The organism is Vagococcus changpingensis, assembly GCF_058211775.1.
The window spans coordinates 74,663-95,421 of record NZ_JBYVZB010000005.1; the positions used below are offsets into that span (position 1 = coordinate 74,663).

Consider the following 20,759-nt stretch of genomic DNA (forward strand, 5'->3'; position numbering starts at 1 on the left):
TAAAAAAATGTGAATATTTTTTATAATCAGTTTAGTTATCAACAAGTTTTACACAAATACAAGAGTTGTTTTTTTAAAGTTTAAAAGAGTTTTTAACAATATTTTTTTAGAATGTTAATAACTTTTTTACAAGTTGTTATATTGTTGATAACTAGTATTAAAGTTATGGATAAAAAATGTGATGTGTCTAATTTTTAACAGGAATGTGAATAAAAAAAGACATTGTGGATAACTATATAATGAGAAAGATTTTAAATAAAGTTGACAAAATGACTATTTTATTTGTATAATGTCATAGTCTGTCTAATGTGATTATTTAGAAAGCATATTAGTTTATAGGAGGTGTATGAGAATGAAAAGAACATATCAACCAAAAAAACGTAAACGTCAAAAAGTTCATGGTTTCCGAAAACGTATGAGTACTAAAAACGGTCGCCGTGTATTAGCAAGTAGACGTCGTAAAGGAAGAAAAGTATTAGCGGCATAAATCACTGACTCTACGAATCAGTGATTTTTTTTTATAATAAATTAAAAAAAAAGCGATCTTTATGCTATGATAAGAGTGATTTAATATGAAAAAAGCGTATCGAATTAAAAAAGAAAAAGAGTTTCAACAAATTATTGAGAATAAGCAATCTTTTGCAAATAGAAATTTTATAGTGTATGTCTATGAGTCACCTGAAAACGTTCATTTCCGTGTAGGGTTATCTGTTGGCAAAAAAGTAGGAAATGCTGTTATGCGTAATCGGGTGAAACGATTAATGAGAACATCCTTGTATGATATGAAGGAGATGGTTCAATCGAATTACAATATTGTATTAATTGCAAGACCTCAAGTCATTAATTTATCTTTAGATGAAGTAAAGAAAAATATTCAGCATGTGTTTAAATTAGCTAATTTAATGAAATAAGAGAGGGTTAGTCAGTGAAAAATAAGAAAAAATGGCTATTTATTCTGTCCATGTTTGTTCTTGTCTTTATTTTGACAGGATGTGGTACAGGTGAAATCAATCAAAGTAGTACTGGTTTATGGGATCGATATATTGTTTATTATTTTGGTCAAGCGATAAAAGCGTTATCTTTTGGGCATCCTGGTATTGGGATTATTCTATTTACGATTATTGTTAGGATTATTTTATTACCTTTAATGCATTACCAGACAAAAAGCATGCGTAAAACGCAAGAATTACAACCAAAATTAAAAGAATTACAAGAAAAGTATGCTTCAAAAGATTCTGAAACGGTTAGAAAATTACAAGAAGAGCAGCAACGTTTATACAGCGATGCAGGAGTTAATCCGTTATCAGGCTGTTTACCATTAGTTGTACAACTTCCAATTATGATGGCGTTGTGGCAAGCAATTTCTCGTATTCCAGCATTAACGGAGGGAACATTTTTATGGTTAGAGTTAGGTAAACCTGATCCAACGTTTATTTTACCAATACTTGCCGCAATCTTTACGTTTATTAGTACGAGATTAACAACAATGAGTCAGTCAAACGTTCAAGGCACGATGAAAGCAATGAATTATGTGATGCCTGTTATGATCTTATTTATGGGTATTAAATTGGCTAGTGGATTATCCTTATATTGGGTAATATCAAATGCATTCCAAGTAATTCAAACATTATTGATTAATAATCCATTTAAAATTAGACGTGAACAAGAAGCAGAAGAACAACGAAAAAAAGAATTAGAAAAAGCACTGCGTAAAGCAAATGCTCCAAAAAAACGAAAAAAATAAATTGAGGGGGTTCGTATCATGCCAACATTTACGGGAGAAACTGTTGATCAAGCTATAAAAAAAGGTTTGGCTTCACTTGGTATAAATCGTGCCGATGCGGCTATCTCCATTATAGAAGAGGGTAAAAAAGGATTTCTAGGAATTGGTAAAAAAGAAGCGATTGTTTCTATTAACGCCAAAGAAAAAGAGGAAGAAATTCAAGTAACGACAGAAATTATCGAAGAACCAGAAATAGAATCTGAAGTCATGATAGAATATCAAGAGCCAGTTAAAGTAGAAATAAAAGAAACTCCAGTTGAATCACAAGATATATCACTTGATGAGGCTATTACGAAGTTATCGGTGTATTTAACAGATATAACGACGGCTTTAGGAGCACCAGCAATGACAAGAGTACAACGTAATGATAATCATGTAGTGTTACATTTAGACACAGACAAAAAAGGTTTGTTGATTGGTAAACATGGAAAAGTATTAAACGCTATTCAGTATCTATCACAGGTTTATATTCATCGTTTAGTGAAAAATCGATTAACTGTTATAGTGAATGTTGGAGATTACCGTGAAAGACGAGAAGCAATCATTAAACGATTAGCTAATCAAGCAGTTCATAAGGTAAGAGATACTACTCAACCTGTATTTTTGGAGCCAATGCCTGCGTTTGAACGAAAGCAAGTTCATTCGATTTTATCAAATGAAAAGGACATTAAAACGCACTCTGAAGGTAACGAACCTCATCGTTATTTAGTTGTTGAATTAAAAAAATAACTCTATTGAGTCATACATCCCTTGTATGACTTCTTTTTTTATTATCATATCCATTGTCAATAGCTATAAAAGTATGCTATTATTTCTATGATTATAAATAAGATAGCAGTCAAAGTGCTTATCTACTTTTTTATTTATGCTTACGGGATAAATAAAGAGGTGGAGTGGGCACTTTTTTATATGTATTTTTTAAGAAAGGAAGGTAAAAAATGAATATTACAAAAGAGTTTGATACGATTGTAGCGATATCAACACCACCGGGTGAGGGAGCTATTAGTATTGTTCGTTTAAGTGGAGATGATGCCATAACAATTGCGCAAAGCGTGACAAACTATAAAGAAAAGGATTTGACCAAAGTAGAGACGCATACGATTCACTATGGACATATCAAGGATCCAAAAACAAATCAAGTGATTGATGAAGTGATGTATTCTGTGATGTTAGAGCCCAAAACCTTTACACGAGAAAACATAGTGGAGATAAACTGTCATGGTGGGATGGTTGTAGCTAATCAAGTGTTACAGTTGTTATTAAGACAGGGGGCAAGGTTAGCTGAACCAGGAGAATTTACCAAGCGAGCGTTTTTAAATGGTCGTATGGATTTATCTCAAGCAGAAGCCGTGATGGATTTAATACAAGCCAAAACAAGTGAATCAATGGACTTAGCTTTAGGTCAACTTGATGGACGATTATCACAATTAATTCATTCATTAAGACAAAAATTATTAGTAGCGTTAGCACAAGTAGAGGTAAACATAGATTACCCGGAGTATGATGATGTAGAAGAAATGACTACGAAACTTATGAAGGAAAAAGCGTTAGAGGTGAAAGAAGATATTTCGCATTTGTTAGAAACAGCAACACAAGGAAAGATTTTACGCGAAGGATTAGCAACTGCTATTATTGGGCGTCCAAACGTAGGAAAATCAAGTCTATTAAATGATTTATTGCGTGAAGACAAAGCCATTGTAACAGATGTAGAAGGAACAACAAGAGACGTTATAGAGGAGTTTGTTAATGTACGTGGTGTGCCGTTAAAATTAATTGATACGGCAGGTATTCGTGAAACAGAAGATATTGTTGAAAAAATAGGGGTAGAACGAAGTCGGAAAGCATTATCTGAAGCAGATTTAGTGTTACTTGTGTTAAATCAAAGCGAATCTATTACAGATATGGATCGTGAGCTAATCTCTTTAACAAAAGATATGCAACGTATTGTATTACTGAACAAAAATGATTTACCAAATAAATTAGATAAAGATGAGTTACAAAATATATTAGGGGAAACACCATTCTTACCGATATCAGTTTTAGAGGGTAGAGGTATTGATTTATTAGAACAGTTAATAAAAGACACATTCTTTGCTTCTAATACGTCTGAAAAAGATGCAACATATATTTCTAACACAAGACATGTGTCATTGTTAGAACAAGCTGATATGGCTCTTGATGAGGTATTAAAAGGAATCGAATCAGAGATGCCTGTAGATTTATTACAAATTGATATGACAAGAGCTTGGGACTTATTAGGAGAAATTATGGGTGAAAATGTTCAAGATGAATTAATTACCCAGTTATTTAGTCAGTTCTGTTTAGGAAAATAAGGAGATTAACATTAATGGAAACTATTGAAATGAGAGATTATGATATCATTGTTGTTGGTGGTGGACATGCAGGTTCAGAAGCTTCTTTAGCTGCAGCAAGAATGGGCATGAGTACACTACTTGTGACATTAAATTTAGATATGATTGGGTTTATGCCTTGTAACCCATCAATAGGGGGACCAGCTAAAGGTGTAGTGGTTCGTGAAATTGATGCACTAGGTGGAGAAATGGGTCGTAATATTGATAAAACCTATATTCAAATGCGTATGTTGAATACTGGTAAAGGACCAGCTGTAAGAGCCCTACGAGCACAAGCAGATAAACATGCGTATCAATCAGAATTAAAGCATACATTAGAAAAAGAAGATAATTTAGTTGTTAAGCAAGGTATCGTAGAAAAATTATTAGTTAAAGATGATGTATGTTATGGTGTGGAGCTAAGTACGGGTACACAATATACAAGTAAAGCAGTTATCATTACAGCAGGAACTGCTTTGCGTGGTGAAATTATTATTGGTGAATTGAAATATTCTTCTGGCCCAAATAACTCATTGCCCTCAATTGGATTAGCAAATAACTTAAAAGAAATTGGATTAGAGATAGAACGATTTAAAACAGGAACGCCACCACGAGTAAAATCAAGTACGATTGATTACTCTGTAACAGAAGAACAACCAGGGGATAAACAACCTAATCATTTTAGTTTTGAAAGCACAGATGATCAGTACCGTACCGATCAATTACCTTGTTGGTTAACTTATACAAACTTAGACACGCATACGGTAATTCGTGACAATTTACATCGTGCCCCAATGTTTACAGGGATTGTTGAAGGTGTAGGGGCAAGATATTGTCCGTCGATTGAAGATAAAATCGTTCGCTTTAGTGATAAACCTCGCCACCAAATATTTTTAGAACCAGAAGGAGAACATACTGAAGAAGTCTATGTTCAAGGTCTGTCAACTTCATTACCAGAAGATGTCCAAAAAGAGATGGTTCAAAGCATTGAAGGATTGGAAAAAGCGAAAATTATGCGTAGTGGTTATGCGATTGAGTATGATGTCGTTGTGCCTCATCAATTACGTCCAACACTTGAAACAATGAAGATTTCAGGTCTTTATACAGCAGGACAAACTAATGGAACATCAGGGTATGAAGAAGCCGCTTGTCAAGGATTAATGGCAGGAATAAATGCTGCTTTAAAAATACAAGGCAAAGAACCATTTATTTTAAAAAGAAGCGATGCGTACATCGGAGTGTTAATCGACGATTTGGTAACGAAAGGAACGAATGAACCTTATCGACTGCTAACATCTCGTGCAGAGTATCGTTTACTATTACGTCATGATAATGCAGATTTACGTCTAACAGAGATGGGACATGACATTGGGTTAGTAGATGACTCAAGATATGAACAATATCAAGAGAAAAAAATGATGGTGGAAAATGAATTAGAAAGATTAGGAAAAATTCGTTTGAAACCAACCAAAGATATTCAATCATTTTTAGAAGAAAAAGAATTGGCTCCGCTAAAAGATGGGATTTTAGCTCGCGATTTTCTAAAACGCCCTGAAATTACTTATCATGATTTGAGTCAATTTATCCCAAAACCAGAAAAACCATTACCTCGTTATGTGATTGAACAAGTAGAAATTCAAGTGAAGTATGAAGGATATATAAAAAAAGCAAAAGATAAAGTTGAAAAATTAAAGCGTATGGAAGCAAAACGTATCCCAGAAAATATTGATTATAAAGCAATAAACAGCTTGGCAACAGAAGCAGTTCAAAAATTAGAAAAAATCCGCCCAGAAACAATTGCTCAAGCAAGTCGAATAAGTGGAGTTAATCCTTCAGATATAAGCATTTTGATGGTTTATATCGAACAAGGGAAAATAGCAAAGATAGATAGTGAAAAGGCCTAATATTAGGCCTTTTCTTTTTATATAAATACTTAAGGATTTAAGTGAAGTTTTGGTATAATTAAGAAGAGGTGACTATTATGGCATATTTGACAATAGGTATGGCTATATTAGCAATATTGATTAGTAGTGTGTCGATTTTTTTGACGTATCAAATGCAGCGAACAATACAAAGCAAACAAATAAAGCAAGATAGAGAACTAGTAAAAATGTTAGCAAAACAAGATAGTTTTATTTTTATGACACAAAAGCAGTACGAAAAAGAGTATCATTTGTTTTGAAATTTATTTGATTTATTGCAACAAACGATAGATAGGACAAGAAGTATCAAAGGAAGCTTACAGTTGTTGAAAGAAAATAGTGAATTAACGTTAGAAGAAACGTATGTTAAATTGATTCAAGAAGGAGTAGTCAAAAGTAGTGAATCTCTTAATGAGTTAGATAATTAGTTGAATCAATATGAACCATTTATCCAAGAAAAGCTATTTAATGAATTTCAGCAAATAATTAAAGACTTACGTGAATTTCAGCAACGACATTTTAATTATTTTAGCTACGAATCGGTAACGAATGAAACAATTGAAGACTTTTTAAATGATACATTATCTAGTATAAATGCAAGTGAAACAATTCGCGAAAATATAGTTTTTTTTACGCAAGTATTTTGAAAATAGTCGTGTAAATTAAAATGTTCCACGTGAAACATTTTATAAATAAAAAAAAGTAAACTTATTCGTTATTTAGGGTTGCTTTTTTATTAAAACTGACGTATTAAGCATTGAACTTTTAAGATGGATACGATAAAGTGGACATATCCGTGAAACACTGATTGTTTCACATGAAGGAGAATAAAAATGACACCAGAAGAGTTTAAAAAGAATTTGAAAAAACATGGTATCGTGTTGAGTGATAAACAAATGAATCAGTTTGAATTGTATTTTAAACGCCTTGTTGAATGGAACGAAAAAATAAACCTAACCGCAATTGTAGACAAAAAAGAAGTGTATTTAAAACACTTTTACGACTCATTAACGTTAGCGTTTGAACGAGATATGACAAAAGAGGAAGTAACTTTGTGTGATGTGGGATCGGGTGCAGGGTTTCCAAGTATTCCTTTGAAAATTGTTTTCCCTAATATCACTATTTCGATTGTTGATTCGTTGAATAAACGTATTAAATTTTTAACGGAATTAACAACAGAATTGGGATTAGATAATGTCAATTTGTATCATTCAAGAGCGGAAGATTTCGGACAAAATAAATTATATCGAGAGTCTTTTGACTTGGTGACAGCTCGAGCGGTTGCACGATTAAATGTGTTGGCAGAGTTGTGTTTACCTTTAGTTAAACAAGATGGACAATTTTTAGCAATGAAAGCAGCTAAGAGTGAAGAAGAATTATTAGAAGCTAAAAAAGCAATAGCAACACTTGGTGGTAAAGTTGTATCAGAACATGAGGTTAGTTTACCTATAACACAAGATGAACGCTTTATTATTGAAATAGATAAAAAGAAAGTTACACCAAATAAATATCCTCGTAAAGCAGGATTACCAAATAAAAAACCATTAGTATAAAAATGAAGGTGCCTGATAAATCATTAGACACAATGAGTAAGAAACGGAGGGACCTATTATGGCTAGAATTATTTCTGTAGCAAACCAAAAAGGCGGAGTTGGTAAAACGACTACTACAGTCAATCTTGGTGCGTGTTTAGCGTACGAAGGAAAAAAAGTATTATTAGTAGATATGGATGCACAAGGAAATGCGACAAGTGGTATAGGCATACGTAAAGCGGATGTATCTCAAGATATTTATGATGTCTTAGTTAATGAAGTTCCCATCATTGAAGTCATTCAAAAAACGAATAGAGAAGGAATGGATATCGCACCAGCGACGATTCAACTATCTGGAGCAGAGATTGAGTTAACATCTATGATGGCAAGAGAATCACGATTAAAACTCGCTCTAAAAGAAGTGGAAGCTAAATATGATTATATATTAATCGATTGTCCACCATCGTTAGGCCATTTAACAATCAATTCATTTACATCGAGTGATTCCATTTTAATTCCTGTTCAGTGTGAATATTATGCACTAGAAGGATTGAGTCAATTATTAAATACGATACGTTTAGTACAAAAACACTTTAATCCGGATTTACGTATAGAAGGTGTGTTGTTGACGATGTATGACGCTAGGACTAATTTAGGTTCAGAAGTAGTAGAAGAAGTTCGAACTTATTTTAGAGAGCGAGTATATGATACTATTATTCCAAGAAATGTAAGACTGTCTGAAGCACCCAGTCATGGTAAAGCGATTATTGATTATGATCCAAAATCTAGAGGTGCAGAAGTGTATCAAGCATTAGCAAAGGAAGTGATGAATCGTGAACAAGTCGAATAAAGGATTAGGGCGAGGGATTGACGCATTATTCCAAGATTTATCGACAATTGAAGAAGTAGATATTCAGTCAGAGGCTGTTCAAGATATTCCGTTAGCAGAATTAAGACCTAATCCTTATCAACCACGTAAAACATTTGATGAAAAGGCTCTAGAGGAGTTAGCTTCATCTATTAAACAATCAGGTGTGTTTCAACCAATCATTGTGAGACAATCTTCTGTAAAAGGTTATGAAATTATTGCGGGTGAACGTCGTTTTAGAGCATCTAAATTGGCAGGAAAAGAAACAATACCAGCAATTATTCGTGAGTTTGATGAAGAGCGTATGATGCAGATTGCTGTATTAGAAAACTTACAGCGAGAAGATTTAAATCCTCTTGAAGAAGCAGAAGCATATGAGATGTTGATGAAAAATTTAGATTTAACACAGGTAGAACTGTCTGAAAAATTAGGTAAGAGTCGTCCATATATCGCAAATTATCTACGTTTATTAGCATTACCAAAAGTAGTAAAAGATTTAGTACAAAAAGAGTCGCTTTCAATGGGACAAGCAAGAACATTACTTGGATTGAAGAAAAAAGAAGATATTTTAGTCGTAGCAAATCGAGCCATTAAAGAAGGACTCACCGTCCGACAATTAGAGCAGATGGTCACTCAGATGAATGATATGCCTAAAAAAGAGCTTGTTAAAAAGAAAGAGCAACAACCGAAGCCTTATTATATCATTGAAAGTGAAGAACGATTAATGGATAAATTTGGTACAAGTGTTCATATCCAAGAAAAAGAAGGCAAGGGAAAAATAGAAATCGAATATCTTTCTTCTTCAGATTTGACACGTATTTTAGATTTATTAAATATTGAATTTGATTAATTGTACTTATAAAAATAGGATAAATGAGTATGAATCTGATAAAATTATGTTAAGATATATCACGTAGAAAATGAATCAAGGAGGGACGTTTAGTATGTACGATTTAGGCGATATAGTCGAAATGAAAAAACCACATGCGTGTCAAACAAACCGTTGGGAGATTATTCGTATGGGAATGGATATCAAAATTAGATGCTTAAACTGTCAGCATATTGTGATGATGCCCCGACGTGAATTTGATAAGAAGATGAAAAAGGTATTAGTGAAAAAAGAAGATTAATTTAAAGATTAAAAAGAAAGAGTGGAAAATAACTATGTCATTAACGGCAGGAATTGTTGGATTGCCAAACGTTGGAAAATCAACTTTATTTAATGCAATAACAAAAGCAGGTGCAGAAGCTGCCAATTATCCTTTTGCAACAATCGATCCAAATGTAGGAATGGTAGAAGTGCCAGATTATCGATTAGAAGAATTAACAAAATTAGTTAAACCGAAAAAAACAGTCCCAGCGACCTTTGAATTTACAGATATTGCGGGAATTGTTCGTGGAGCTAGTAAGGGCGAGGGACTTGGAAATAAGTTTTTAAGTCATATTCGACAAGTAGATGCAATTTGTCATGTTGTTCGTTGTTTTGATGATGATAATATCACTCACGTTGAAGGGCGTGTGGATCCATTAGCAGATATTGATACCATTAATTTAGAACTTGTGTTAGCAGATTTAGAGTCAGTTGATAAACGTTTTGCACGTGTATCAAAAATTGCTAAAACAAAAGACAAGGAAGCAGTCGCAGAATTAGCAGTATTAGAAAAAATTAAGCCTGTTTTAGAAGAAGGAAAATCAGCTAGATCGATTGCATTCACTGATGAAGAATTACCTATTGTAAAAGGATTATTTTTATTAACAACAAAACCTGTATTGTATGTTGCAAACGTAGCGGAAGATGAAATAGCAGATACAGAAAACAATGATTACGTAAAAAAAGTAAAAGAATTTGCAGCAACTGAAAATGCTGAAGTCATTACTGTATGTGCTAGAGCAGAAGAAGAAATAGCAGAGCTTGATGAAGATGATAAAAAAGATTTCCTTGAAGCATTAGGTATTGAAGAATCTGGTTTAGATAAATTAATTCGTGCAGCATATCATTTACTAGGGCTAGCTACTTATTTTACGGCTGGTGAGCAAGAAGTACGTGCTTGGACATTTAAAGTGGGAATGAAAGCACCAGAATGTGCGGGTATTATTCATACTGATTTTGAACGAGGATTTATTCGCGCGGAAACAGTTTCTTACACTGATTTAAAAGAATATGGAAGCATGCATGCAGCTAAAGAAGCTGGTCGTGTGCGTTTAGAAGGAAAGGATTATGTTGTTCAAGATGGTGATGTAATGCTCTTCCGTTTTAATGTTTAATGGAAAGAATAGGTGACAACAATGACTGAGTTAACAAATGAAGAGTTACAACAAAAAGTCTCAGAAAATCGTGAATTAGAAAAACAATTAACAAAAAAAAATAATCAATTTATGTTTGATTTAAATAAATTATTAGATGATGGTGTAGTGATTGATGAACGTCAAAAAATAGAAGTCTTTAACACCATGTTAAAAGCATTAGTTGAAGGACAAAAAACAGGAGTAACCGCTAAACAATTATATGGGACACCGACGGAAGCTGTTGTGTTTGTTACCACAAAACCAGCAACGCCAACGAAAACTAATTTTGCTTCGATGTGGTTAGATAATAGTTTATTATTGTTTACATTTTTAGCTGTTATGACGGGTGTATTAACGATGATTTCTAAAACACCGCAACCGACACAAGGCATATTAAGTATCACGATTGGTGCGATGTCAGGTGGTCTATCATTTTACTTAATCTATCGTTATATTTATATATACGATATGCCAGGAGCTGATAGAAGTAAACGACCTGGTGTATGGAAGACAGGTGGGATTATGGCATTATGCTTTATCCCGTGGTTAATGATTTTTTCATTATCTGCGTTTATCCCACATGCAATCAATCCATCACTTGACCCAGTTTTAACGCTTATTTTAGGTGTGGTAGCATTTGGTATCCGTTACTTATTAAAGAAAAAATACAATATTCAAGGAAGTATGTTCTTACGTCCTTAAAAATAAGAAGACCAAACATTTTTTAAAGAAAATTTGTTTGGTTTTTCGTTTATATAAGATTGACGAATAACAGATTATTTGGTAAGTTTGTTAATAAAACAAAATTAAAGGAGTGCGAATTTCTAATGTCAAATTGGGAAACTAAATTTTCAAAAAAAGGGTATACATTTGATGATGTTCTATTAATTCCAGCAGAAAGTCATGTATTGCCAAACGATGTCGATTTAAGTGTTGAATTATCATCTAAGATTAAGTTGAATATTCCAATTATGAGTGCCAGTATGGATACTGTGACAGACAGTAAAATGGCTATTGCTATGGCTAGACAAGGTGGTCTAGGTGTTATCCATAAAAATATGAGTGTGGAACAACAAAAAGATGAAGTACGCAAAGTAAAACGTTCTGAAAGTGGTGTGATTATCGATCCATTCTTTTTAACTCCAGAACATAAAGTAAGTGATGCAGAACATTTAATGGCTAAATATCGTATTAGTGGTGTACCTATTGTTGATACATTAGAAAATAGAATATTAGTTGGTATTTTAACAAACCGTGATTTACGTTTTGTGACTGACTATAATTTAATGATTAAAGATGTTATGACAAAAGAAGGTCTCGTAACAGCTCCAGTTGGAACATCTTTAAAAGATGCAGAAAAAATCCTTCAGCAACATAAAATAGAAAAACTACCTATCGTAGATGCTAAAGGTCGATTAAGTGGTTTAATTACGATTAAAGATATTGAAAAAGTGATTGAATTTCCTAATGCCGCAAAAGACGAGCATGGACGTTTATTAGTTGCTGCGGCTGTTGGGGTAACGAGTGATACATTTGAGCGTGCGGGTGCTTTAATTGAGGCAGGCGTTGATGCGTTAGTTATTGATACCGCCCATGGACATAGTGCGGGTGTTATTCGTAAAATTAAAGAAATTCGTGATGCCTTTCCAGATGTGACATTAATTGCAGGAAACGTTGCGACTGCTGAAGCAACACGTGCATTATATGACGTTGGGGTGGATGTTGTAAAAGTCGGAATTGGCCCTGGTTCAATCTGTACAACACGTGTTGTGGCGGGTGTTGGTGTCCCACAATTAACAGCTATTTATGATGCAGCAGGTGTCGCTCGTGAATATGGTCGTACAATCATCGCTGATGGTGGTATTAAGTACTCTGGAGATATTGTTAAAGCACTAGCAGCTGGTGGGTATGTTGTTATGTTAGGCTCAATGTTAGCTGGAACAGATGAATCCCCTGGTGAATTTGAAATTTTCCAAGGTCGTCGTTTTAAAACATACCGTGGAATGGGTTCTTTAGGAGCTATGGAAAAAGGTTCAAGTGACCGTTATTTCCAAAGTTCTGTTAATGAAGCAAACAAATTAGTTCCCGAAGGTATTGAAGGTCGTGTAGCGTACAAAGGTAGTGTACAAGATATTATCTTCCAATTACTAGGAGGGTTACGTGCTGGAATGGGTTATGTTGGAGCTGGAAACTTAAAAGAGTTAAGAGACAACGCACAATTTGTTGAAATGAGTGGCGCTGGTCTAAGAGAATCTCATCCTCATGATGTTCAAATTACTAAAGAAGCACCAAACTATTCAATTTCATAAAATGGATTAAAAGAGGTCGGGATTTTCCTGCCTCTTTTTTTAGAAAGAAGGAATTATATTTAAGGAAAGTTGGAATTATTGGATTAGGGTATGTTGAATCAGATATTGCTTATACCTTATATACAAAAGGTCAAATAGATGGATTAGTGTTAATTGATAAAAACAAAGAAAAGTAATGGTAGAATATTTAAAACTCACAGATAGCTTGATGATGAACAGATGTAAAAACCACTATTTTATTATATGAGTATCGCCATTATCTCACAAGTTGTTTCTAGTGGGTTTAAAGGAATATTCTTAGTCATTACTAATCCTTGCGATGTGATTACAACCCTTGTTTACCAAGAAAGTAGTTTTCCAACATATCGAGTGATTGGGACCGGTATGAGTTTAGATACTAATCGTATGAAACGTATTGTTGGGGAAAAATTAGGTGTTTCTGGTCAATCTATCAATGGTGATGTGTTAGGTGAACATAGGGAAAGTCAGTTTGTCACATGGACTACAGTGGTGGTAGGCACACAAAAATTATTAGACATTGTGTCGTTATCAGAAGATGAATTGGAAAAAATGAAAGAAAGAGGCTAATCGTTTTGGGGGATAGGAAATCTCAACGTAAAAATTGGACAAGTTATGGAATATCTTCAACTACATCCAGGTGATTCAGTCTATTTTAAAAGATGAAAAAAAGATTTATCCTTTGTTGATTTATCAAGAAAAAGATAATATTCATATAGGTTATCCCGCAGTTTTAGGTAAAGGATGTATTGTTAAAGCACTATCTTTAGACTTAACGAAAAAAGAAGACTTATTATTTAAACAATTTGTTGAGCAAGTAACACAATATCTGGAACAATAAAAAATTCCTCCGTTGAATTCATTTAAAATGAAACTAAACGGAGGAGCTTTTTTATTATTTTGTAATTTTAGTCATTCCGCCCATGTAAGGAACAAGAGCTTCAGGTATTGTTACACTGCCATCTTCATTTTGATAATTTTCTAAAATAGCTGCAACGGTACGACCAACAGCCAAACCAGAACCGTTTAAAGTATGAACATATTGTACTTTTTCTTCTTCATCTCTGTAACGAATTTTTGCACGTCTAGCTTGGAAGTCTTCACAATTAGAACAAGAGCTGATTTCACGATAGGTTTCTTGAGCTGGAATCCAAACTTCGATATCATATGTTTTCGCAGCTGAGAATCCCATGTCACCAGTACATAATACAATGACACGATATGGTAAGTTTAATTTTTGTAGAATGGCTTCAGCATTATTGGTCATTTTTTCTAATTCTTCATAAGATGTTTCGGGTTTACTAAATTTAACCATCTCTACTTTATTAAATTGATGTAATCGAATTAATCCACGTGTATCTCTCCCGGCACTTCCAGCTTCAGAACGAAAGGCTGGACTTAAAGCAGTAAAGTAAACAGGTAGGGCATCATTATCTAAAATCTCGTCACGATAATAGTTTGTTAATGGAACTTCTGCTGTCGGGATTAATGTATAGTTTGAATTTTCTAGTTGGAAAACATCTTCTTTAAATTTAGGAAATTGTCCTGTACCAAACATAGATTTGTCATTCACGATATATGGTGGCATCATTTCTGTATAACCATGTTCATAGATATGAGTATCTAGCATTAAGTTATATACCGCGCGTTCTAATCTAGCCCCAGCACCTTTATAGAAAAGGAAACGGCTACCAGATACTTTAGCACCACGTTCAAAATCAAGAATATCTAATTCTTCCGCTACTTCCCAATGAGGTTTTGGCTCAAAATCAAATTGTCTAGGAGTACCCCATTTTCTTAATTCAATATTTTCTTCTTCATCTTCCCCAACAGGAATACCTTCAGCAGGAAGGTTAGGAAGTGTATGAGCAATATATTCTAACTTTTCATCAATTGCATTGATGTTTTCATCTAAAACTTTGATATCCTCTCCGACTTGTTTCATTTCTTGAATTTTATCATCAGCATTTTGTTTTTCTCTTTTTAATTTTGCAATGTCTTGAGACACATCGTTACGATGTTTTTTAAGTGTTTCAACTTTTACTAAATTGTCACGACGCTCTTGATCTAAACGGATAAATTCATCAATTTTTTCTCCATCTACTCCACGAGTCATGAGTTTTTCCTTAACTAATTCAGTATTCTGACGTATAAATTTTAAATCTAACATGATATTTCCTCCTTAAATTTTTAAAATAAAAAAATCTCTCACTCCAGAAAATCAATTGATTTTCTGGGGCGAGAGATTGAATTCGCGGTACCACCCAAATTTTAGACAATAGATATTGTCTCTAAGTAAGTATGTTAACGGATTGCTTTTCCCGTTCTAGCTTAGTGCATAGAGTTCGCTAGAAATGCTTTGAAAGTGGATTCTTTATCTGTTGTTATTAGCTCACACCAACCGCTAACTCTCTTAAAACAAGCAATATAAATACTAGTCTTTCACAATTTGTTTATTTAGCAAAATTATAGCTAGTTTTGGTATCTATGTCAACTAATCTTTGATTTTCATATTCTTTTCCCATTTGTCAGCTTTTATATTAATGATATTGTTTAGCTCACCTATAGAACTATCTTCTAATTGAAAATATAGGGAAAGAGCCACAAGTAAAGTATCCGCACACTCTTCCTTCAAATCATCTAACGTACCACATTTGTATTGACTTCCACTGGATTTTTTATATTTTAAAATGGCTTCAGCTACTTCTCCAGTTTCTTCTGATAATTTTAAACCCATTTCTTCAAGAGATTTTGGTTCTTTTTTTGCTAAATTAATTAAACGTATTAAATCCATTGATATGAATCTCCTTTATTGATTGAAGGTGACATTTTGAGAAATGATATCATAAAATTCTTTTGTTGCGATGGTATTCGATTTATTGGTTAAGTATTGATTACTGAAATAAATAACCATGTCACTGGCATCATTATTAAAAATAACAGTGGGTTCATAGCCCCTAAAAATACCGTGTCCCCAGAAAATGGTCGGTCCGTTTTCATCGAGTACTTTTCTGTAAAGACCGGATTTATAATAAGTTGTACCGTAAGGTGAGTCTTTTAACCACATAGATTTAACTACATTTAAATCTCCAAATTTACCATCCATAGTAGCTTGGACGACAGTTGCAAAATCTTTCGGTGAAACAAACATGTTTCCAGTACCTAGTTCTCTAACATAAGCATAATTAGGAATATCTTTTTTTCTTAGTGTTCCATTTTCTTCATATACAGGGACAAGATGAGTGTTATCTGATAAATCGGTATAAAAACCTGTTTGCTTTAAATTAAGAGGTTCTGTTACTGCCTTCTTAAAATATTCTTCATATGTTTGTCCAGTTATTTTTTGAATAATCATAGCAAGCAAATTAAAATTAACCGGAGAGTAGTCCCATTTATTTGAATTTTGATGTGTCGTATTTTTTAAGACATATTCCTCCCATTCAGTTTGTTCGTTTATGGAAGTAGGGATTTTACTAGAATCTAATTTCAGTCCGGAAGTCATTGATAGAAGAGAATCTATCGTAATTTGATTACTTCCAGGTATTTCTGGATAAAATTTATCTAAAGTAGTATCTAATGTCAATTTTTTTTCAGAGATTAAAGTTGAGATAAGTAATGCAGTATAAAATTTTTGAATAGAGGCAATCATGTAGGTACTATCTTGAGCTTTCCATGATACATCTTTGGCATAGCCAAATGAATTATACATAACTACTTGATTATCTTTAATGGCTAACAGCGTCCCAGAGAGTTCTCTTGAGGCGATATTTTGCTCTAAGGCTTGTTTTAATGGTTGATATAGTAAAGGAGTCGATGCTGTCTGAGCAAAATTTGTCCTAGGAATAAAATCTCCTTCTGTATTTCTATCAGATGACTGTGTTGTCGTTTGACTTGATTCTTTTGTTTCGGAAGATATAATTGTTTGCGTGGTTGTTTTATTACTCTTTATGATAGCCGTTAGCTCATCAGGATAGATAACCAATAGAGTAATTAATATACTAATACTTATGAGGACACCAATGATAAAGAATAATAAGCCAATCCACTTCTGTTTTCTTTTAAGTTTGTCATATGCGATACGTGATTTTTTCATAAATTATTCTCCAATTTCCGTTTCTAATAATTAGTAATATAAAAAACAGCATTAGTGTATGCTGTTTTTCAAAGAACGCCATACTCTTACAAAAATATTTGCTTTTTGTACGTCTGTTTTTGTGATCACTTTACCGGTGGCATCATGTTTGTCTGTGTCGCTTAGATAACCTAATTTATCTGCACTATCTGATACAATTTGTTGGCCTACTACTTCATTTTTTTTAAGAGGAGCAGAGACTGCATCTTTAGTTGAAGCAAAAACTTGTTTTAATTCAGTCGTCTCTTTATTGACCCATAATGAAATAGGTTCAGCTAAGGTTAGTGCAACTGATTCAGACTTTCCATTTGGTACATCGAGGTTGTTCACAACGGCGCTATCGCCTTTTTTAACAATAGTTTTATATTCCCAATTCGTATTAACATAATTGAGTAAGTTTTTCGTGACTTCAAATCGATCATATTCTTCGTCTACATTCATTACAACCGTAATAATACGGTGCCCATTTTGTATGGTTGAACCAATAAAGCAAGCTCCAGCATTTGGGGTTGTCCCTGTTTTTAATCCATCGACACCTTCAGTATAGTAATACAAATCCGGTAACATTAAATTAGATGACCAGAAAGTTTCTTCATTATCAGTTCCTTGAAATAATGTGTAGTGAGATTGTTTCGTAATATCTAATACTTCAGGATAATCAGAAATGAGATGTCGAGCTACGATTACCATGTCTTTTGCTGATAAAATATTACTATCTTCGGGTTTAGAGTTTGGGTAACGATCTACTGTTAAAAGATCTTGTGTATCTAAACCAGAGGCAGAAATAAATACGCCATCAGTGATACCCCAATCCTTAATATGTTGATTCATACTATCAACAAAAGCTTGCTCACTACCCGAAACCAGTCTAGCAAGTGCAGTTGTTGAAACGTTTGAAGAAGAAATGAGCATGGCTTTTACATTATCATCAACTGTATAAGTTAATTCTTTTTTGATTGGAATATTAGATAAATCTGGGTCTTCAGTTAGTTTGATTAAAGCATCATCAAAAGGCACTTTATCATTCCAGTTTATTTTTTTTGTATCAATTGCTTCATATACTAAGTATGCTGATAATAACTTGGACATTGAAGCAATAGGAAGAGGGGCTTCACTATTTTTTTCATATAAAATTTTTCCCGTATCAAAATCAACAGCGATTGCAGCTTTTGCAGGAACATCAAAACTGTTTTGTTCAGCAACAACTGATACAGGAAGAATGAATAAAAAAGATAACAGTAGAAAAAATAGAGCACGTTTTTTTTTTAGTAATGTCATAAACAATCTCCTAATATTTAACTGAAATTAATTTAACAAATTAACCAATAGAAAACAATAGATTTTATTAAAGAGCACAAAAAAATCAAGAATGACTAGTTGTTTCTAATGGTAAATGTATGGTAAATGATGTCCAGTTATTATTTGATGTAGCATAAATATAGCCACCATGCAGTGCTACAATACTTTGAGCGATAGCCAACCCAAGTCCAGTTCCTCCTGTTTGTTGAGATCTCGATTCTTCTACTCGGTAAAAACGATCGAATAAATGATCTAAAGATTCTTGGGGTATAGATTTACCATCATTTTTAACGACGATAATCGCCTCATTACCAATTTTTTCTGATGTGATGATAATCTGTGTCCCATTCACACCGTATTTGAGTGCATTAGACAGAAGATTATCAAAAACACGTACTAGTTTTTCAGTATCACCCTTCATCATTAAGGTATCTTCTTGTGGTAAAAAATCAATGACACGATCCTTTTTGGATGCTTCTAATTCGTAATCAACTGTTAGTTGGCCAATGAGTTGGTTCATATCAAAAGTCATAGCATTTAGTGGAACATTTGATTGTCTCACTTTGGTGTATTCAAATAAATCATCAACCAATACTTTCATTTGTCTAGATTTTAAATAAGCAGTATGTGTGTATTTCAATAAATCTTCTTTATTATTGTATTTTCCTTCTTCAATTAGGCCAAGGTATCCGATAATTGATGTGAGCGGTGTTCTAATATCATGGCTAACGTTAGTAATTAATTCATCTTTTGACTGTTCGATACGACGCTCTTCCTCTAGGGCTTCCACTGTACTATCTACCAAAGCATTTATACTTGTAATAAGCCTACCTAAATCCCCTTTTAATTCAAATGGAATACGGTGATCGTAATGCCCGTTTGATATATAGTGTAGTTCACTAATAATATGTTGTTGTTGCATCTGCTTATAACGCCTAATTAATCGCCAATATAATACAATAATATCTGCAACTATCATCATAAAAATTAAAGGGCGCTGCCAAAACATGGGCGGACGAGGATCATAAAATATATTGTATTGAATGTGCCACAGAAATTGATCGATGGGTAACGATGTATTCACAATTTGATCAATTAAGATAAATAAGGCTAAATTAAGAAGAATAAGCAAGATGACAGTAATAATCCCCTCAATAATTAACTCACTGGTTTCTTTTGAGGTAAGTTTAATACGTGTCTTTTTTTCATCACCCTTCAATTTTGTATCCTACCCCCCAAACTGTTTGAATAACTTTTTCTCCATTAGTCGCTTCTTCAATTTTGTCACGTAAATGACTTACATGAACCATAACAGTTTTAGCAGAAACTAAACTTTCCTGTTGCCAAACTCTCTCGAAAATTTCTTCAGCGCTAAAGACACGGTTCGGATGACTTGCAAGTAAGTAAAGAATACCAAATTCTAAAGCAGTTAATTGAATTTTTATTCCTTTCTCAGTCTCAACTTCGTGAGAATCTTTTTTTATAATAAGTGGACCCACTTCTAATAAGTCTGGTATATCTGTTTGAACTTGCATGTTAGTTCGTCTTAATAGTGATTTTACACGAGCCATAATTTCTAGAGGATTAAAAGGTTTTGTAACATAATCATCAGCTCCAGTAATTAAACCTTGAATTTTATCCATATCAGTTGTTTTAGCAGTTAACATAATGATGGGGATTTGTGAGTCTTTTCTTAATTCTTTTACGACCTCTAATCCATCCATTTTTGGCATCATGATGTCTAATATAAGTAAGTCTATATCAGGGTTTGTAATAATTTTGCTAAGAGCTTCCTTTCCATCATAGGCCTGTATAACATCATAACCTTCATTCTTTATATAGATACTTAATAGTTCCACAATTTCTTTATCATCATCTGCTACTAGAATTTTCATGTTATTTCCTCCTAATATATTAAATATATTATTATTGTACCAAATAATTTGAAATAAAAAATTGTTTAAAAATATGTTTACTTTTTTTTAAATAAGTAGTATATTAATTTCATTGTTATTTATATTAATAACTCAAACAAAAAAGATAAAAAAATGTTGACGATTATGTATCGACATGTTATTATCATTAAGTTGCATCGGTAACAGAAAATCATTATGAAAATAATTTTAAAAAAATGTTGACAAGTTATTATAAACTTGTTATGATATAAAAGTTGTTACGACAACAAAGTTTAGACCTTTGAAAACTGAACAAAGTAAGACGAACCAAATGTGTAGGGCGTTTCTACTATGTAGAAACAAA

Annotated in this window: 22 protein-coding genes and 1 other annotated feature; of the genes, 16 read left to right on the plus strand and 6 right to left on the minus strand. The window is 33.2% G+C overall.

What is annotated here, in order from left to right; translation table 11 throughout:
* Window positions 1–352: 352 nt before the first annotated feature.
* The 16 genes from rpmH to AC37UB_RS09340 all read left to right on the plus strand — a co-directional run bounded on the left by rpmH (window position 353) and on the right by AC37UB_RS09340 (window position 13,910).
* Complete coding sequence (gene rpmH / locus AC37UB_RS09265; RefSeq protein WP_071457793.1) at window positions 353–487, plus strand: 50S ribosomal protein L34; 135 nt, start codon at window positions 353–355, stop codon at window positions 485–487.
* 85 nt (window positions 488–572) lie between these two features.
* Complete coding sequence (gene rnpA, locus AC37UB_RS09270) at window positions 573–911, plus strand: ribonuclease P protein component (protein ID WP_117973743.1); 339 nt, start codon at window positions 573–575, stop codon at window positions 909–911.
* Window positions 912–961: 50 nt separating this feature from the next.
* The gene (locus AC37UB_RS09275) at window positions 962–1,744 is read left to right on the plus strand and encodes a YidC/Oxa1 family membrane protein insertase (RefSeq protein WP_490685639.1); all 783 of its coding nucleotides are present in this window, start codon (window positions 962–964) and stop codon (window positions 1,742–1,744) included.
* A gap of 18 nt (window positions 1,745–1,762) precedes the next feature.
* The gene (gene jag / locus AC37UB_RS09280) at window positions 1,763–2,512 is read left to right on the plus strand and encodes an RNA-binding cell elongation regulator Jag/EloR (protein ID WP_117973741.1); all 750 of its coding nucleotides are present in this window, start codon (window positions 1,763–1,765) and stop codon (window positions 2,510–2,512) included.
* Window positions 2,513–2,721: 209 nt separating this feature from the next.
* A complete protein-coding gene (gene mnmE, locus AC37UB_RS09285; protein WP_490685636.1) occupies window positions 2,722–4,116 on the plus strand; it encodes a tRNA uridine-5-carboxymethylaminomethyl(34) synthesis GTPase MnmE in 1,395 nt (464 codons plus the stop codon).
* Between the two features lie 14 nt (window positions 4,117–4,130).
* Window positions 4,131–6,038 (plus strand): tRNA uridine-5-carboxymethylaminomethyl(34) synthesis enzyme MnmG, encoded by a 1,908-nt coding sequence (gene mnmG, locus AC37UB_RS09290; RefSeq protein ID WP_490685637.1) that lies wholly within the window; start codon window positions 4,131–4,133, stop codon window positions 6,036–6,038.
* A 77-nt stretch (window positions 6,039–6,115) separates the two neighbouring features.
* Window positions 6,116–6,316, plus strand: coding sequence for a hypothetical protein (locus tag AC37UB_RS09295; RefSeq protein ID WP_490685638.1), 201 nt, complete (start codon window positions 6,116–6,118; stop codon window positions 6,314–6,316).
* A 573-nt stretch (window positions 6,317–6,889) separates the two neighbouring features.
* Window positions 6,890–7,609 (plus strand): 16S rRNA (guanine(527)-N(7))-methyltransferase RsmG, encoded by a 720-nt coding sequence (rsmG, locus tag AC37UB_RS09300; RefSeq protein ID WP_117973732.1) that lies wholly within the window; start codon window positions 6,890–6,892, stop codon window positions 7,607–7,609.
* A 58-nt stretch (window positions 7,610–7,667) separates the two neighbouring features.
* Entirely contained in the window at window positions 7,668–8,438 is a 771-nt protein-coding gene (locus AC37UB_RS09305) for a ParA family protein (RefSeq protein WP_117973731.1), read from the plus strand.
* On the plus strand, window positions 8,422–9,306 hold the full coding sequence (locus AC37UB_RS09310) for a ParB/RepB/Spo0J family partition protein (RefSeq protein ID WP_241699648.1): 885 nt from the start codon (window positions 8,422–8,424) through the stop codon (window positions 9,304–9,306). Before AC37UB_RS09305 ends, AC37UB_RS09310 begins: the two co-directional genes overlap by 17 nt.
* Before the next feature lie 94 nt (window positions 9,307–9,400).
* The gene (locus AC37UB_RS09315; protein WP_241699649.1) at window positions 9,401–9,586 is read left to right on the plus strand and encodes a DUF951 domain-containing protein; all 186 of its coding nucleotides are present in this window, start codon (window positions 9,401–9,403) and stop codon (window positions 9,584–9,586) included.
* A 34-nt stretch (window positions 9,587–9,620) separates the two neighbouring features.
* Window positions 9,621–10,721, plus strand: a complete 1,101-nt coding sequence (gene ychF / locus AC37UB_RS09320) for a redox-regulated ATPase YchF (RefSeq protein WP_117973725.1) — start codon at window positions 9,621–9,623, stop codon at window positions 10,719–10,721.
* 21 nt (window positions 10,722–10,742) lie between these two features.
* Window positions 10,743–11,444 (plus strand): DUF1129 domain-containing protein, encoded by a 702-nt coding sequence (locus AC37UB_RS09325; RefSeq protein ID WP_241699650.1) that lies wholly within the window; start codon window positions 10,743–10,745, stop codon window positions 11,442–11,444.
* Window positions 11,445–11,569: 125 nt separating this feature from the next.
* Window positions 11,570–13,051: an IMP dehydrogenase gene (gene guaB, locus AC37UB_RS09330; protein ID WP_241699651.1), complete on the plus strand. Its 1,482-nt coding sequence runs from the start codon at window positions 11,570–11,572 to the stop codon at window positions 13,049–13,051.
* Window positions 13,052–13,294: 243 nt separating this feature from the next.
* Window positions 13,295–13,639 (plus strand): lactate/malate family dehydrogenase, encoded by a 345-nt coding sequence (locus AC37UB_RS09335; RefSeq protein ID WP_117973719.1) that lies wholly within the window; start codon window positions 13,295–13,297, stop codon window positions 13,637–13,639.
* A gap of 34 nt (window positions 13,640–13,673) precedes the next feature.
* Complete coding sequence (locus AC37UB_RS09340; RefSeq protein ID WP_241699652.1) at window positions 13,674–13,910, plus strand: Rossmann-fold NAD(P)-binding domain-containing protein; 237 nt, start codon at window positions 13,674–13,676, stop codon at window positions 13,908–13,910.
* Window positions 13,911–13,964: 54 nt separating this feature from the next.
* Here AC37UB_RS09340 and serS read toward each other — a convergent pair whose 3' ends face one another.
* From serS to croR, 6 genes are all read right to left on the minus strand, one after another.
* A complete protein-coding gene (gene serS, locus AC37UB_RS09345) occupies window positions 13,965–15,239 on the minus strand; it encodes a serine--tRNA ligase (protein WP_241699653.1) in 1,275 nt (424 codons plus the stop codon).
* A 61-nt stretch (window positions 15,240–15,300) separates the two neighbouring features.
* Window positions 15,301–15,526: a binding site (T-box leader), on the minus strand.
* Window positions 15,527–15,563: 37 nt separating this feature from the next.
* Window positions 15,564–15,863 carry a MazG-like family protein gene (locus tag AC37UB_RS09350; RefSeq protein WP_117973714.1) on the minus strand — a complete coding sequence of 100 codons (300 nt, stop codon included), beginning with the start codon at window positions 15,861–15,863 and terminating at the stop codon, window positions 15,564–15,566.
* 15 nt (window positions 15,864–15,878) lie between these two features.
* Window positions 15,879–17,162 (minus strand): serine hydrolase domain-containing protein, encoded by a 1,284-nt coding sequence (locus AC37UB_RS09355; RefSeq protein WP_241699654.1) that lies wholly within the window; start codon window positions 17,160–17,162, stop codon window positions 15,879–15,881.
* A 51-nt stretch (window positions 17,163–17,213) separates the two neighbouring features.
* The gene (locus AC37UB_RS09360; RefSeq protein WP_241699655.1) at window positions 17,214–18,479 is read right to left on the minus strand and encodes a serine hydrolase; all 1,266 of its coding nucleotides are present in this window, start codon (window positions 18,477–18,479) and stop codon (window positions 17,214–17,216) included.
* An 85-nt stretch (window positions 18,480–18,564) separates the two neighbouring features.
* Window positions 18,565–19,719, minus strand: a complete 1,155-nt coding sequence (locus tag AC37UB_RS09365; protein ID WP_241699656.1) for a sensor histidine kinase — start codon at window positions 19,717–19,719, stop codon at window positions 18,565–18,567.
* Entirely contained in the window at window positions 19,709–20,395 is a 687-nt protein-coding gene (gene croR / locus AC37UB_RS09370) for a response regulator transcription factor CroR (protein ID WP_117973706.1), read from the minus strand. Before croR ends, AC37UB_RS09365 begins: the two co-directional genes overlap by 11 nt.
* Window positions 20,396–20,759: the final 364 nt, after the last annotated feature.

What these genes read in the sequence shown, in the direction of transcription:
- rpmH (WP_071457793.1), top strand. Translation starts at nt 353, where the DNA reads ATGAAAAGAACATATCAACCAAAAAAACGTAAACGTCAAAAAGTTCAT.
- rnpA (WP_117973743.1), top strand. Translation starts at nt 573, where the DNA reads ATGAAAAAAGCGTATCGAATTAAAAAAGAAAAAGAGTTTCAACAAATT.
- AC37UB_RS09275 (WP_490685639.1), top strand. Translation starts at nt 962, where the DNA reads ATGTTTGTTCTTGTCTTTATTTTGACAGGATGTGGTACAGGTGAAATC.
- jag (WP_117973741.1), top strand. Translation starts at nt 1,763, where the DNA reads ATGCCAACATTTACGGGAGAAACTGTTGATCAAGCTATAAAAAAAGGT.
- mnmE (WP_490685636.1), top strand. Translation starts at nt 2,722, where the DNA reads ATGAATATTACAAAAGAGTTTGATACGATTGTAGCGATATCAACACCA.
- mnmG (WP_490685637.1), top strand. Translation starts at nt 4,131, where the DNA reads ATGGAAACTATTGAAATGAGAGATTATGATATCATTGTTGTTGGTGGT.
- AC37UB_RS09295 (WP_490685638.1), top strand. Translation starts at nt 6,116, where the DNA reads ATGGCATATTTGACAATAGGTATGGCTATATTAGCAATATTGATTAGT.
- rsmG (WP_117973732.1), top strand. Translation starts at nt 6,890, where the DNA reads ATGACACCAGAAGAGTTTAAAAAGAATTTGAAAAAACATGGTATCGTG.
- AC37UB_RS09305 (WP_117973731.1), top strand. Translation starts at nt 7,668, where the DNA reads ATGGCTAGAATTATTTCTGTAGCAAACCAAAAAGGCGGAGTTGGTAAA.
- AC37UB_RS09315 (WP_241699649.1), top strand. Translation starts at nt 9,401, where the DNA reads ATGTACGATTTAGGCGATATAGTCGAAATGAAAAAACCACATGCGTGT.
- ychF (WP_117973725.1), top strand. Translation starts at nt 9,621, where the DNA reads ATGTCATTAACGGCAGGAATTGTTGGATTGCCAAACGTTGGAAAATCA.
- AC37UB_RS09325 (WP_241699650.1), top strand. Translation starts at nt 10,743, where the DNA reads ATGACTGAGTTAACAAATGAAGAGTTACAACAAAAAGTCTCAGAAAAT.
- guaB (WP_241699651.1), top strand. Translation starts at nt 11,570, where the DNA reads ATGTCAAATTGGGAAACTAAATTTTCAAAAAAAGGGTATACATTTGAT.
- AC37UB_RS09335 (WP_117973719.1), top strand. Translation starts at nt 13,295, where the DNA reads ATGAGTATCGCCATTATCTCACAAGTTGTTTCTAGTGGGTTTAAAGGA.
- serS (WP_241699653.1), bottom strand. Translation starts at nt 15,239, where the DNA reads ATGTTAGATTTAAAATTTATACGTCAGAATACTGAATTAGTTAAGGAA.
- AC37UB_RS09350 (WP_117973714.1), bottom strand. Translation starts at nt 15,863, where the DNA reads ATGGATTTAATACGTTTAATTAATTTAGCAAAAAAAGAACCAAAATCT.
- AC37UB_RS09355 (WP_241699654.1), bottom strand. Translation starts at nt 17,162, where the DNA reads ATGAAAAAATCACGTATCGCATATGACAAACTTAAAAGAAAACAGAAG.
- AC37UB_RS09360 (WP_241699655.1), bottom strand. Translation starts at nt 18,479, where the DNA reads ATGACATTACTAAAAAAAAAACGTGCTCTATTTTTTCTACTGTTATCT.
- croR (WP_117973706.1), bottom strand. Translation starts at nt 20,395, where the DNA reads ATGAAAATTCTAGTAGCAGATGATGATAAAGAAATTGTGGAACTATTA.